The 14,183-nt window shown below is 40.4% G+C and carries 12 protein-coding genes and 2 pseudogenes; 7 read left to right on the top strand and 7 right to left on the bottom strand.

Features of this window, described 5'->3' with window-relative positions:
* Positions 1-8: 8 nt before the first annotated feature.
* The 5 genes and pseudogenes from JCM10596_RS06255 (at position 9) to JCM10596_RS24200 (ending at position 6,428) form a co-directional block, all read left to right on the top strand.
* On the top strand, positions 9-908 hold the full coding sequence (locus JCM10596_RS06255; RefSeq protein ID WP_025026373.1) for an ABC transporter ATP-binding protein: 900 nt from the start codon (positions 9-11) through the stop codon (positions 906-908).
* Complete coding sequence (locus JCM10596_RS06250) at positions 901-2,163, top strand: ABC transporter permease (protein ID WP_025026372.1); 1,263 nt, start codon at positions 901-903, stop codon at positions 2,161-2,163. Before JCM10596_RS06255 ends, JCM10596_RS06250 begins: the two co-directional genes overlap by 8 nt.
* A 70-nt stretch (positions 2,164-2,233) precedes the next feature.
* A complete protein-coding gene (locus tag JCM10596_RS06245) occupies positions 2,234-3,850 on the top strand; it encodes an ABC-F family ATP-binding cassette domain-containing protein (RefSeq protein WP_025026371.1) in 1,617 nt (538 codons plus the stop codon).
* A gap of 162 nt (positions 3,851-4,012) precedes the next feature.
* The gene (locus tag JCM10596_RS06240) at positions 4,013-4,462 is read left to right on the top strand and encodes a chemotaxis protein CheX (protein WP_025026370.1); all 450 of its coding nucleotides are present in this window, start codon (positions 4,013-4,015) and stop codon (positions 4,460-4,462) included.
* Positions 4,463-4,653: 191 nt separating this feature from the next.
* Positions 4,654-6,428: pseudogene (locus JCM10596_RS24200) on the top strand (glycoside hydrolase family 13 protein).
* Positions 6,429-6,453: 25 nt separating this feature from the next.
* On the opposite strand, the gene JCM10596_RS31645 reads toward JCM10596_RS24200, so the two are convergent.
* Together JCM10596_RS31645 and JCM10596_RS24195 are read right to left on the bottom strand one after the other, a co-directional pair.
* The gene (locus tag JCM10596_RS31645; RefSeq protein WP_439644808.1) at positions 6,454-6,630 is read right to left on the bottom strand and encodes a GNAT family N-acetyltransferase; all 177 of its coding nucleotides are present in this window, start codon (positions 6,628-6,630) and stop codon (positions 6,454-6,456) included.
* Positions 6,588-6,848: a hypothetical protein gene (locus JCM10596_RS24195; RefSeq protein WP_439644807.1), complete on the bottom strand. Its 261-nt coding sequence runs from the start codon at positions 6,846-6,848 to the stop codon at positions 6,588-6,590. The genes JCM10596_RS31645 and JCM10596_RS24195 overlap by 43 nt, the downstream gene beginning before the upstream one ends.
* 130 nt (positions 6,849-6,978) lie before the next feature.
* Here JCM10596_RS24195 and pdxR point away from each other — a divergent pair, with 130 nt between their 5' ends.
* Positions 6,979-8,427, top strand: coding sequence for a MocR-like pyridoxine biosynthesis transcription factor PdxR (gene pdxR / locus JCM10596_RS06225; RefSeq protein WP_025026369.1), 1,449 nt, complete (start codon positions 6,979-6,981; stop codon positions 8,425-8,427).
* A 58-nt stretch (positions 8,428-8,485) separates the two neighbouring features.
* On the opposite strand, the gene JCM10596_RS06220 is transcribed toward pdxR, so the two are convergent.
* Complete coding sequence (locus JCM10596_RS06220) at positions 8,486-8,710, bottom strand: alpha/beta-type small acid-soluble spore protein (protein WP_439644805.1); 225 nt, start codon at positions 8,708-8,710, stop codon at positions 8,486-8,488.
* Between the two features lie 299 nt (positions 8,711-9,009).
* Here JCM10596_RS06220 and JCM10596_RS24190 point away from each other — a divergent pair, with 299 nt between their 5' ends.
* Positions 9,010-9,336 (top strand): hypothetical protein, encoded by a 327-nt coding sequence (locus tag JCM10596_RS24190; protein WP_025026367.1) that lies wholly within the window; start codon positions 9,010-9,012, stop codon positions 9,334-9,336.
* 50 nt (positions 9,337-9,386) lie between these two features.
* Here JCM10596_RS24190 and opp4C read toward each other — a convergent pair whose 3' ends face one another.
* The 4 genes and pseudogenes from opp4C to JCM10596_RS24185 form a co-directional block, all read right to left on the bottom strand.
* Complete coding sequence (opp4C, locus tag JCM10596_RS06210; RefSeq protein ID WP_025026366.1) at positions 9,387-10,304, bottom strand: oligopeptide ABC transporter permease; 918 nt, start codon at positions 10,302-10,304, stop codon at positions 9,387-9,389.
* A 15-nt stretch (positions 10,305-10,319) separates the two neighbouring features.
* Positions 10,320-11,270 carry an ABC transporter permease gene (locus JCM10596_RS06205; protein ID WP_025026365.1) on the bottom strand — a complete coding sequence of 317 codons (951 nt, stop codon included), beginning with the start codon at positions 11,268-11,270 and terminating at the stop codon, positions 10,320-10,322.
* Between the two features lie 85 nt (positions 11,271-11,355).
* A complete protein-coding gene (locus JCM10596_RS06200; protein WP_025026364.1) occupies positions 11,356-13,020 on the bottom strand; it encodes a peptide-binding protein in 1,665 nt (554 codons plus the stop codon).
* Positions 13,021-13,162: 142 nt separating this feature from the next.
* Positions 13,163-14,181, bottom strand: a pseudogene (locus JCM10596_RS24185) (ABC transporter ATP-binding protein).
* Positions 14,182-14,183 lie beyond the last annotated feature (2 nt).

Here is a 14,183-nt window from a genome sequence, read left to right as displayed (position 1 = left end):
GAGTCATGTTGAGCCTGCTAATTGAGAGTGTGAGCAAGTTGTACGGAGAAACAGTAGCGGTGAACGATTTGCAGTTACATATTCCTCAAGGAGAGATTTTTGGCTTGCTAGGAGCGAATGGAGCTGGAAAAACCACAACGATACGTATGGTGTTAGGCTTAATTTCTCCTACGGCAGGAAAGATTACATGGAAGGGAGAGCAAATCGATTATTCCACAAGCGGAAAGGTAGGGTACTTACCTGAAGAAAGAGGGTTATATCCTAAGCTTACTGTGAAGGAACAGTTATTGTATTTTGGACGCCTGAGAGGAATGAAGAAGCAGAGTGTTTTACAGGAGATGGAGGGGTGGCTAGAGCGTTTTCGCGTTCCAGATTATAAAAATAAAAAGGTGGAAGAGCTGTCCAAAGGAAACCAACAAAAGATACAGTTTATCTCTTCTGTCATTCATCAGCCAGAATTGCTATTCTTGGATGAGCCCTTCAGTGGTCTAGACCCAGTCAATGTGGAGCTGCTCAAGGAAGCGGTCAATGATCTATGTAAAAAGGGAACCACTCTGGTCTTTTCTAGCCATCGAATGGAGCATGTGGAGGAATTATGTCAGAACCTATGCATCCTGCATAAAGGAAATCCTGTCGTCCATGGAAATTTAAAAGAGATTAAGCGTTCCTTTGGTAAAAAAAATATTTTAATCCATACGGAAGCAGAATTAGGTGATCTAAGCAAGATGAGTGGTGTAACTAAGGTTAAAAAGATGGCTCAAGGCTATCGCGTGCAAGTCACGGATGACCAAGCTTCACAAGGGATACTCAACTATGCAGCAGCCCAAGGCTTTGTTTCCCATTTTTCCTTAGAGGAGCCTTCACTAAATGATATTTTTATTGAAAAGGTGGGGAGTATGTATGAATAAATTTTGGGTTGTTTTGTTTCATACGTTTATCACGAATGCCAAAACGAAATCATTCATTATATCCACAATTGCGACAGCCTTGCTGGTCGGAGTGGTTTTTAATATTCCTAATATGATCCGCTTTTTTGATCAGGAAAAGATTGAATATGTGGGAGTGATCGATCAGAACGGAGAGATATTCAGGGCCTTAGAAGCGTATCTTCTTAGCTCTTCCTCTCCTTCGAAGAACGAGCTGCAACTCTTGGCCTTTCAGGATGAGGAGCAAGCGAAGAAACAAGTCGAGGAACAGGAGATCGTCGGCTATGTAGTGGTTAACAGCGATGCGGAAGGAAATCTGGATGCCACGTACAAAGCACTGAAAGTAAATGATAGCTTGTTAGCTTCAAGATTAGAGCAAGGCCTAAATCATGTTCAGTTTCAAGGGAAAGCTTCTCAGCTTCATTTAACAGAGGAAGAAGCGTTACAATTATTTCAAACCATTAAGCTGGAAAAAGAAGCCTTGAGCGAAACGGCTAAAACAGAGGAAGAAATTGTTCAATCCAAGGTCTTGGTTTATCTATTGCTGTTCGCGATCTATTTTTCTGTACTCATGTTCGGAAATCTAGTTGCACTGGAAGTGATTAAGGAAAAGAGCTCCAGAGTGATGGAGATTCTTATTTCAAGCGTCCATCCTGTGACACAGATGTTTGGGAAGATTTTAGGAGTGGCTCTATTAGGAATGGTTCAAATGCTTATTTTTATAGCTGTTGGGTTCATTTCCTTGCAGTTTGGAGATAAAAGTGTGGAGCTTGGAGAGATGAAGGTTGATTTTGCAGAGATTCCTGTTTCTACAGTGATTTATGCGGTAATCTTTTTTATTCTTGGATATTTATTGTACGCAACGATTGCGGCGATGCTTGGTTCTCTCGTGAGTCGAATGGAGGAGATGAATGGAATCCTGACACCGCTCACTTTAGTAATTGTAGCGGGGTTCATGATTGCCATGTTCGGCTTATCTAAACCAGAGGCTTCCTTTATTGTTGTAACTTCGTTCATCCCATTTTTCACCCCTATGATTATGTTTCTGCGTGTGGGAGTTTCTGATCCAGCGCTTTGGGAGGTTCTCCTCTCGATTTTCCTGCTTGTGGCTACAATTATGGCCATGGGCTGGTTGGCTAGTAAAGTATACCGAGGCGGTGTATTACTGTATGGAAAATCAGCTTCAATTAAGGATATTGGAAAAGCAATTTCACTTCATAGGGATTCTGAACGCTAAACTATGCTATAATAGGTTATTAGTAGGTTAAGAGATATTACCTTAAGCAAAGGCAGGGAACAAAACAAAAATGATTAGTACTAGTGGTGTTACTTTACGATATGGAAAAAGAGCTTTATTTGAAGATGTGACGATTAAGTTTACTCCTGGAAATTGTTATGGTCTTATAGGGGCCAATGGTGCAGGGAAATCAACCTTTTTGAAGATTCTCTCTGGAGAAATCGAGCCGAACAAGGGCGAGGTGATTATTACTCCTGGAGCAAGACTAGCGGTCTTAAAGCAGAACCATAATGAGTACGATGAGTGTGAAGTATTGAAAACAGTGATGATGGGGCATGCTCGTCTTTTTGAAATTATGGAGGAGAAGGACGCGCTCTATATGAAGGCTGATTTTTCAGAAGAGGATGGAATTCGTGCTTCTGAGCTAGAGGGAGAATTTGCGGAAATAAATGGCTGGCAAGCCGAGTCTGATGCAGCTGAATTACTTACGGGTCTTGGGATTATGAAAGACCTTCATGATAAGATGATGAAGGATTTAAGCGGACCAGAAAAAGTTCGTGTTCTTTTAGCTCAAGCTTTGTTCGGTAGCCCGGATATTCTGTTACTAGATGAGCCTACCAATCACCTGGATATTGAGTCGATTCGTTGGTTGGAGAATTTTATTCTAAATTATGAGCACACGGTTATTGTGGTATCCCATGATCGTTATTTCTTGAATAAGGTTTGTACCCATATTGCTGATATTGACTTTGGGAAAATACAGCTGTATGTGGGGAACTATGATTTCTGGTATGAGTCCAGTCAATTGGCGCTACAGCTCTCTAGAGATCAGAATAAGAAAGTGGATGAGAAACGCAAAGAATTGGAGAAATTTATTGCTCGATTCAGCTCGAATGCCTCCAAAGCGAAGCAGGCCACTTCTCGTAAGAAGCAGTTGGAAAAACTAACGCTAGAGGATATTAAACCGTCTTCTCGAAAATACCCGTATATCAACTTTAAGCCAGAGAGAGAAGCTGGAACACAAATGCTGACCATTGAGGGATTAAGCAAAACGATCGATGGCGAAAAGGTTCTAGATAATCTGAACTTAACGATTAATACAGGGGATAAAATTGCTTTCGTAGGTACCAATGAATTAGCCAAGACGACCTTGTTCAGAATTTTAATGGGAGAAATAGAAGCTGATCAAGGCACGTATTCTTGGGGGATTACGACTTCACAAGCCTATTTCCCGAAAGACAATTCCTCCTATTTCAATGTGGACCTAACGCTTGTGGATTGGTTGCGTCAGTATTCGAAGGATCAAGACGAAACTTTTGTTCGTGGATTTTTAGGACGTATGCTCTTCTCTGGTGAGGAAGCCCTGAAGAAGGCAAGTGTTCTATCTGGGGGAGAAAAGGTTCGTTGTATGCTGTCTAAGATGATGCTTAGTGGCGCTAATGTTCTGATTCTAGACGAGCCCACAAACCATCTAGATCTAGAATCGATTACGGCATTAAACAATGGAATGATCGATTTCAAGGGTACCATTCTATTTGTTTCTCATGACCATCAATTTGTCCAAACCATTGCCAATCGTATTATTGAAATCACGCCAAATGGCATTATTGATAAGAGAATGGAATATGACGAGTACCTAGAGGATGCTGATGTGAAAAAGAAGCGCGAGGCAATGCACAGCGCATAACAAGAACGATTGTGTACTCTAGAGTGCAAAGAGGAAAAAAGAGGGATTCTTGAAATCTCTCTTTTTTTTATTTTTACTGAAAATTTCGAATGGAATAACCGATAAAGAGTAATAAGAGGACTTGTACGAGTATTAGAAAATAAGAGATGGGTGAGAACAGGAATGTCTATCAACGAAAAAATGACTCGAACTCTAAATGCTACTGTTCAATCGATAAAGCTCGTCATTCCCTTAGCGATTGAATTACAAGCCCCTAAATTGATTCAAGGAAAGACTTTTTCTGAAATGGGAGTGGCAATAGGAATTACAGGAGAAATGAGCGGGAAAATATTGTTTCAAGGCCCAACTCAAACCTTTAGTGCGATCGGCAATACCATGTTCGGAATGCCGCTTGAAGGCGAGATGCTCTATTCTTTTGCTGGAGAATTGGGGAATATGATTGCAGGAAACCTTTCTACGATTGTTTTTCAAACAGGAACCCAAATCGATATTACTCCTCCCACAGTTTTAAAGGATGCAGATACATTTCCGACTCTGATTAAAGGAATTCACCTTGAAACGATCCTAACCAATGCAGGGAAATTTCAAATTTTGTTATCGATCGAAGAGTAAGAAGGAAACGCTTCATTATTTATGATGAAAAATGATGAGAATAGAAAAAAGGATTGACATGAAAGAATATATTTACTATTCTTACAGTAGAAAAAGAATATGTTTGAAGGGCAATGCTTACCTATGGTACAACCCAGGCGAGCATTGTCTTTTTTTGTTAGAAAAAATAGTGAAATGAAGGAGGAATTACCTTGTTAAAAGAAGCGATTTATCATCGTCCCAAAAACAATTTTGCCTATGCGTATGATGGAAGCACCCTACACATTCGCCTGCGAACGAAAAAAGGGGATGCAGAACAAGTTCAGTTGATTCATGGGGATCCCTATCATTGGACAGTGCTAGAAGAAGGAGCTAGCTGGAATGTGCAGAAAGCAGCTATGAAGAAAAGTGGGTCAGACTCCCTTTTTGATTACTGGTTTATTGCCATCAAACCACCTTATCGTAGATTGCGTTATGGCTTCGAGTTAAAGAGTGGTGAGGAAACCCTGATCTACACGGAAGAAGGTTTTTTCGATGAAATTAAGGTAGATGATACGGCGTATTATTTCTGCTTCCCCTTTTTGAACCCTGCTGATTTGTTTGAGGCGCCTGAATGGGTCAAGGATACGGTGTGGTATCAAATTTTTCCGGAGCGCTTTGCCAACGGGAATACCGCTCTAAATCCTCCAAACACGGTAGCGTGGGGAAGTGAGCCTCCTGCTGTTAATAATTTTTTTGGCGGTGATTTTCAAGGGGTCATTGACAATCTAGATTATTTAGCTGAGCTCGGAATTACAGGGATCTATTTCACCCCTATTTTCAAAGCTGCCTCCAACCATAAGTATGATACCATCAACTACTTAGAGATTGACCCGCAGTTTGGCGATAAGGAAACCTTCAAGCTGTTAGTTAAGAAATGCCATGAGAGAGGCATTCGTGTCATGTTGGACGCTGTATTTAATCATAGTGGTTACTACTTCCCTCCATTTCAAGATGTATTGGAAAAAGGGGAATATTCACCTTATGCCGATTGGTTTCATATCCGTGAATTTCCTGTCCAAGATAGTAACCCTCCAAACTATGATGCTTTTGCTTTTGAACGCACCATGCCAAAATTACGTACGGAAAATAGAGAGGTTCAAAACTATTTATTACAGGTTGCAAGGTATTGGATCGAGGAGTTTAATATTGATGGCTGGCGTTTAGATGTGGCGAATGAAGTGGATCATGCTTTCTGGAGAAAGTTTCGCGAAGTGGTCAAAGCCGCCAAACCAGATGCCTATATTCTTGGAGAAATCTGGCATGATTCGATGCCTTGGCTGCAAGGAGATCAATTTGATGCTGTCATGAACTATCCTTTTACCAACGCGGTATTGGATTATTTAGCGAAAGAGAAAATCGATACGGAAACCTTTGTCCATCGTATCAATAAGGTGCTCCATTCTTATCCTGAGCATGTTAATGAAGTGACCTTTAATTTATTGGGAAGTCATGATACTCCAAGGATTTTAACCATTTGCGGAGAAAATAAGAAGCTTCTCAAACTGATGTTTTTATTCCAGCTTTCCTTTACCGGATCCCCCTGCCTATATTATGGGGACGAGATTGGCATGACAGGAGACAGAGATCCTGGGTGTCGAGAATGTATGCGTTGGGATGAGAAGAAGCAGAATCGAGAGCTATTTGCCTTTGTTCAACGCTTGATTCAACTTAGAAAAACCTCCCCTGCCTTCGGGAATGGGGCACAGCTTCGTTTCTTAGAGGATGGATATAAGGAGAATATCCTTATCTATGAAAAGAAACAAGGAGAAGAAACCTTATTATTTATCATGAACCTGATAAGAAGGAGAAATCACTATCTGTTTCTTATGACTCTCCTTCTTCTACAGCCCTTGATCTATGGACAAATCAAGAGATCATCTTGACTTCTACAGGGATTGAGGTATCACTTGATTCCTATGACTTCAAAGTGATTAAAATAAGCTGATATAGAAATAAAGCGATCAACTAAATTAGGTTTGCCTAGGAAGTAACCATGCATGATGAGCCTGAGTAAACCCGATATGAGGATAATAGGACATGGCATTGGGAGCAGAGAGAAGCAGAAGGGCTACATCACTGCTCAGAGAGTCTTGCGTTTTGGCAATTAACTCTTGACCAATGCCTTTTTTTTGATATTCTTTTGCCACTGCCAAGTCAGATAGGTAACAGCAATAGCAAAATCTGTGACAGATCGAGCGATCCCAACAAGCTGCTCTCCGTCCCAAGCCGAAATGGTTAAATTAGCTTGATCAAGCATACGTTGAATTCGCTCTGTATCCTCAATCGGTCTTCTAATGCCCGAACTTCTAAATACCTCGATGACGTCTTTTGCGTCTAAAGGTATATTTTTTTTGTATGTAATCATATGATCCCTCCACTTTTATTTGTCTTAAATGTTCTTTCATTTAGAATCATAAGGTATAATTGGTTTAATAAAAAGATCCAATTTAGAACTATTTTTATAGACCAATTTAGAGAGGAGTAGGCAGCTAGGTATGATTTTCGATCTCCCCTTTCATGTATATGAACAAAAATATAAATACAAATATCTGGCGATTTATCATCTTTTGCGTGAGGCGATTCTGAACCAGTTGCTACCGTATGGAGAACGTTTGCCCTCAACACGTGAGCTAGGAGAAACTTATCACGTGTCTAGAGGAATTATCGTGCAGGTCTATGATATGCTAGCAGCAGAAGGATATATTGAAACACGACCTGGTAGTGGAACCTATGTGAGCTATTATTATAGAGAGCAGCAGCCCCAAATAGAGCGGGAAGCGCCCATTCCTCTTTCTCGCTGGGGACAACGAGTCAACGCTCTTCCCCTAAGATCCCGTACAGAGAATATTGAACCGAAGCTGAGCTTCCAAATAGGAATTCCTAATACTACCCATTTTCCTTATAAGGAATGGAATCGCTGTTATTATCAAGCCTTGAAGAATAGCAAGGAAATAGCCACGAAGCAAAGCCGCACATTTAGTACAGCTGGTAGAGCCAATCTGAGAGAGGCTATTTCTCAATATTTAGCTCGAGCTAGAGGAATGAAGGTGGAGGCAGAGGATATCGCTATTGTGAGTGGTTCAGTCCAAGCTATTGCTCTGTTATGTCAATTGCTCATTGATACAGGTGAATCTGTGATGGTTGAAGAGCCTGGCTATGTAGGCAATGTGAGGGCGATTAGAGCTTGTGGAGGGATTCCTATTCCGACGGAGATGGATCATGAAGGAATGAAAATAGCAGACTTTCCAGCGAAGCTTGTATTTGTCACTCCTAGCCGGCAATTTCCCACGGGTCGAGTATTAAGCTTTTCTAGAAGAATGGAGCTAGTACAATGGGCTGAAGAGAAACAGGCAGTGATTATTGAAGATGATTATGATAGTGAATTTAGATACCAAGGACGTCCTATTGAACCCTTGAAAATTCTTGATCAAGCAGATCGAGTCGTCTATATGGGAACCTTTTCTAAAACACTCTTTTCTCATATTCGAGTCGGCTATATTATCCTCCCTAAATGGTTGAGAGAACCCTTTTTAAAAGCCAAGCAGATTTATGATCCACATCCCAGCTCCCTCATTGAGCAACAAGTAATCGCTTCTTTTATCCACAATGGCTATTATGAGAAGCATCTAAGGAAAATGCGAAAAATATATGATCAAAACCATCTGCTGCTGGAGCAGGCGATACGGGAGCACCTAGCAGACTACTTTGAACCTATCCATTCGGATGCGGGACTCCATGTATTTGCTTGGTGGAAAAAAAGCTGGGAGGAATATGAACAGCTTATAGCAAGATGCAGAGAGCAAGGAATTGTCTGGACAGATACATCTGAATATTTTCAAAATCAAAAGCAAAAAGCCGCCTGCTTCGGGTTCTCTCATCTCACAGCAGAAGAGGTAGTCCAAGGGATGGAGCGGATTGCACAAATAATAAAAACGAATCAATAAAAACACTAAAACAAAAAGGACTCGGCAAAGCCGAGTTTTTCTTAAAAACGATCGATGATTAATGGATACGGTTAGCAAGATCAATCTGAGCTAATTGAACCAAACGTTTTGTCATCTCTCCTCCAACAGAACCATTAGCTCTAGAGGTTGTATCTGGTCCTAATTGTACGCCAAACTCTTGAGCAATTTCAAATTTCATATGATCTAGTACTTGTCTTGCTTCTGGAACGACAAGATTGTTATTGTTACTTGAGGTGCTTGTGGTCATAACTTGATTTCTCATGTGCTCATCTCCTTTTTTCATTAACATTCCAGTGATATATGAAAAATCATCTTGGTACTCCTTAAAATTCCTCTTAACGAAAAAAATATACTTTCTTCCTTAGGAATTTTTCATCATCTTATATTTCTTTTTTCTCTTTGTACTTCCTTTCCTTTTATCTTCATTTCGTTATGATTTGATCGTGCACAGACTATGTACAGGATGGCAGGAGTGGAATAAAAACCAACCTCGCTTGGAAAACTAGAGATAAACTTGAAAATACTTGAAAAAGTTTTTTGAGAAAGATAAGGAGGGTATGTATGGCTCAGTTTGGAGGTTTTCCTTTTGGAGATCATAATGGTTTTCTATATAATGTAGCTCCCTTTCCTTTTGTGGAGGATGAAGCTGAACATTTGAAAATGGCACATGACACCTATGAAGTTTATGTAAACGGAGCGTTTGTGGGGCATAAAATTTTATTAAATATGAATGAAGATGTCAAAGATATTGATTCCTTTTTGAAGAGCAGAGGATTTTTTGGTTATCAGAGTGAAAAGAAGGGGAATGAATATCATCTGCAAACCAATGATTCCTATCAGTCTGAACTTATGCGGGAGAATCTAGCGATTTATTTGCAAATTCGATAATGGAAAATTCATTGTGAAAAGAAAAAAGTCAAGTAGCCATTACTTGACTTTTATTCTTTCATACGAGGATCAAACGCATCTCTTAATCCATCACCAACAAAGTTGAAGGCGAGTACCGTAATGGCAATCATTAACCCTGGAAATAAGGGGTACCACCAAGCTGTTTTCATGATTGTATAGCTTTGAGCTCCTTGAAGCATATTCCCCCAGCTAGCTGTTGGAGGCTGTATACCGAGTCCTAAGAAACTCAAGGCACTCTCCGCTAAAATAACTCCACCCACGCCTAAAGTAGCGGCAACGATAATCGGTCCAAGTGCATTTGGTAAAATATGAAAGAAAATAATCCTTGCACTATTCATTCCTAATGTTTTCGCTGCTAATACAAATTCCCTTGATCGTAAGGTTAGAAATTCTCCACGTACCAGACGAGCCGTTCCTGTCCAGGTCAAGAGTGCAAATGTCATAATCAGCTTGTCTATACCAGGATCAAAGATGGTGACCAAGGTAATCAGTAGAAAGATATTGGGGAAAGAGATAATGATATCTACTAAACGCATGAAAAAGGCATCCACTCTTCCACCATAATATCCAGCAACCGCACCAATGACTGTTCCAATCGTAATGGATCCAAGAACAGAGGCAAAGCCAACTAATAAAGATATACGAGCTCCGTAGAGGAGTCGGCTAAAGATATCTCGTCCTAAATTATCTGTTCCTAACCAAAATTCGCTGCTAGGTGGGCTTAACTTATGTAATAAATTTGTTTTGGCAGGATCATGTGTGGCAAGCTGGGGTGCTAATATGGCTGAACCAATGATAATGATTAATACAATTAATCCACCGACAGCTAATTTGTTTTTTAAGAACTTGCGCACGATGATCTTTGTTAAGGTATCCGGCTTTTGAATTGGAGGGTTGACTATAATTTGACCTTGAGATAGTTCAGTAACGCTTTCATTTCCTTGCATGATATTCTCCCCTCTCTAGTATTCGATTCTAGGATCTACTATGGCATAGGCAATATCAGCTAGTAAATTTCCTATGACGACTAATGTTGCAGCCAACATGGTGACTGCCATAATAACCGGATAATCTCGCATAAATACAGAATCAAGAAATAGTGAGCCGATGCCGGGCCAATTAAATACTCTTTCAACGATAACAGCTCCACCGAAGAAACTCGGTAACATTAAACCAAAAATCGTGATAACAGGGATAAGTCCGTTTCGTAATCCATGCTTATAAATCACTTTTCTTTCTTTGAAACCTTTTGCTCTAGCTGTTCTCATATAATCTTGCTTGATAACCTCTAGCATACTGGAACGAGTGTATCTTGTTAGACCAGCCATATCTGCGGTTGCTAAAACAAAAGCAGGCAAAATTAGATGATGTATGCGGTCCAAAATACTAAAGTCAGCATTAAGCGTGGAAACACCTCCAGTTGGAAACATGCCGAATTTAATGGAAAAGAACATAATAAGCATGAGCCCTAACCAAAAGTTTGGGGTGGCTAATCCTAGAAAGGAAGTTACAGTCACAGAATAATCGATTGGAGTATATTGTCTGGTAGCAGAAACCACACCAAAGGGAATAGATATCAGGATCGCTATAACCGTGGAAACTGCCATTAGAAGCAGAGTATTAGGCAAGCGATTCATAATCATTTCACTGACAGGAACTCCCTTACGAATATAGGAGGTGCCAAAATCACCTTGAAGGATCGTTCCCATCCATTTCACATATTGTACGGGAATAGGATCATTCAGCCCGTATTTTTCCATCATTTTTTCTGTATCGGCAGCAGAAATGCTAGGATCAATAAGAAGTTCTACAGGTCCTCCAGGGGCAATATGCATGATGGCAAATGTCAGGATGGATATACCTAGAAGTAAGGGTATAGCCATAAGAATTCTTCGAATGATATATGAAGTCATGTTCTAGGTCCTCCTTCAGAATTGTTCATAAAGAAGGGAGGAGAAGACTCCCCCCAATTCATTATTCACGTAAGATCAGTCAATCTTATTTGTCTAACCACCATTCATGAGCTTTGTATCTGCGTAATCTTGGATGTTGTGTAAATCCTTCTAGATTCGTCGGAGTTGCCACAAATTCCATTGGATAGTATAAGAACGTGTAAGGTTGATCCAAAGCAATTTCATTTAGGATCTTCCAAATCATTTTCTTTCTTTCCTCTGGGTCCAGAGTTTCATTTTGTTCATCCATTAAGGCATCAAGATCAGAACGAGAGTAAGCAATTGAATTGTTTCCATGTTGAATGTTGTCTGAATGCCAGATTGGTTTAGGATCCGGATCCATTCCTAGAGCCCAACCTAAGATGATTGCATCGAACTTCCAGTTAGGAGGATTTACATCATTAATGAATGCACTCCACTCCATAATATTGATCTTCACTTCAATTCCAACTTCTTTTAATTGCTCTTGAGCAATAACCGCAAGATCTTCACGTACTTTATTTCCTTGGTTTGTTTTTAATTCAAAAGAGAAACGCTTTCCATCCTTGACAAGAATTCCATCTGGACCTGGCTCCCAGCCAGCTTCAGCAAGAAGTTGTTTTGCTTTTTCTACATTGAATTCAAATTGTGGTGTATCAGGATTGTAAGCCCAGCTTAGTGGGCTTGTAGGTGTGTGAGCCACCTCACCATAGCCTTCCATAACAGCTCCGATTATTGTTTCTCTGTCTAGAGCGTGTGTAATCGCTTGGCGAACTTTGACATCTTTGAATAAATCATTACGTAGGTTGTAGCCAAGGTAGGTATAGGAAAGAGCAAGAGTATCATGCAGCTTGATGCTTCCTTTTTCTTCCCATTCTTTTGCTGTATTTACGTCTGGTTGGGGAATAATCATCATATCAATGGATCCGCCCTCAAGCGCAGCTAGTAAGGCATTCTGGTCCGCATATAGTCTAGTGGTAATGGAATCTAGATAAGGACGTCCCGCATGATAATCGTCAAAAGCAACCACTTTCACATATTCTCCATCCTTCCACTCACTAAACATGAAAGGACCTGTTCCAATTGGTTTAGAAGTGGAGAATTCATGCTCTCCCATTTCAGCCACAGGAACATCTCCTAAAATATGCTTAGGAAGAATTTCATAAGCTGCTGTAACCATTATGAATTTAGCATAAGGTCTAGAAAACTTCACTTCTACAGTTAATGGATCGATGACGTTAACAGATTCGATCGCTTCAAAATCGCTGGCGCGGAATCCATCATAATCTTCGTGTCTAGGGATATCATATGTAAATTTGACATCTTCTGCAGTAAATTTTGTTCCATCATGCCACTTAATATTATCCTTTAAATAGAAAGTCCAAGTTAGACCATCATCAGATGTTTCCCAGCGTTCTGCCATGGATGGTTGCGCTACAAAGTTTTCATCGACCTTTACTAGAGCGTCAAAAACAACATCCTTAATGGCTTCACTACTAGCAGTGTCATTAGACCATAATGGATTTCCTGCATCCTTAGGATTTCCAAAAGCACCAATAACTAAATCTCCGCCTACTTTAGGTTCTTTAGCTGTTGCTTCTGTTGTTTCTTTTTCGCCTTGTGCCCCTGTATCAGACGTTACTCCTTCGTCTGTTTTAGCGCATGCGCCTAGAAATAATGAAAACACAAGAATGAAGCTTAAAAAGACAAGTAATGTTTTTTTCGTGTTCAAAACTGACCCCTCCTAAATGTGGTTGTGTAATAAAAAGTGATAATGCCTAACCATAGCTCCTGTTGTTGATCCCCCCTCAACAGCTACAATAAATTCCCATTTTTTATCTTAGCTTGTCCTCTGCATGAATATCTTTTTACTATTATTCGTACAGATGACAGGCAACAAAATGGCCAGATTTAACTTCTTTGAATTCAGGTATGATGGATTTACAGGATGCCATGGCTTGTGGACATCTCGTGTGAAAAACACATCCTTCAGGTGGATTTGACGGACTTGGTAGATCTCCCTGAAGAATAATGCGCTCTCTTTTCGCTGTTCCAGGCTTTCTAGGTATAGGAACAGCGGATAGAAGTGCTTGAGTATATGGATGAAGCGGATCGTTATACAGATCGTGCTTCTCCGAAAGCTCCATCATCTTTCCTAAGTACATGACTGCCACTCGGTCACTAATGTGTCGAACGACACTGAGGTCATGCGAGATAAATACATACGTTAAGTCAAGCTCTTGCTGTAAGTCTTGCATTAGATTAATAATTTGGGCTTGGATCGAAACGTCAAGAGCCGATACAGGTTCATCTGCAATAATCAGATCCGGGCTTAAGGAAAGGGCTCTAGCAATCCCTATTCGTTGCCGTTGCCCCCCTGAAAATTCATGAGGATAACGAGTGCGAAAGGCTGGATTAAGTCCAACGGTTGCTAATAGCTCCTCCACTTTTTCTCTTCGTTCTTTTGCTTTTCCTATGTTATGTACGAATAAGGGTTCTTCTAGGATGGATTCTAAGGTCTTTCTTGGATTTAAAGAAGCAAAAGGATCCTGGAAGACCATTTGGATATCTCTTCGGACCGAACGACGCAAGGTTCTTTCGGAAAGATGAGTAATATCCTTACCCTTGAACAGAATGCTTCCCTCAGTGGTTCATACAAACGGATGAGCGTTCTTCCCGCTGTTGATTTTCCACATCCCGACTCACCTACTATTCCGAGCGTTTCTCCTCGATTTACAGAAAAGGTTAAGCCATCCACAGCCTTGACATGTCCCACTGTTTTTTGAATCAATCCAGCCTTAATGGGAAAGTGTTTTTTTAGATTGGTTACTTCAAGTATTTTCTCAGCAGGAATTTTTTCTGTCTTGTTCTTTGTCAGGTTTTCTGCCAACATGG

It is taken from the genome of Caldalkalibacillus mannanilyticus JCM 10596 (genome assembly GCF_000615945.1).
Lineage (GTDB): Bacteria > Bacillota > Bacilli > Caldalkalibacillales > JCM-10596 > Bacillus_AT > Bacillus_AT mannanilyticus.
The sequence above is the reverse complement of the archived record's forward strand: the minus strand, read 5'-3'. Positions and strand labels throughout refer to the sequence as shown.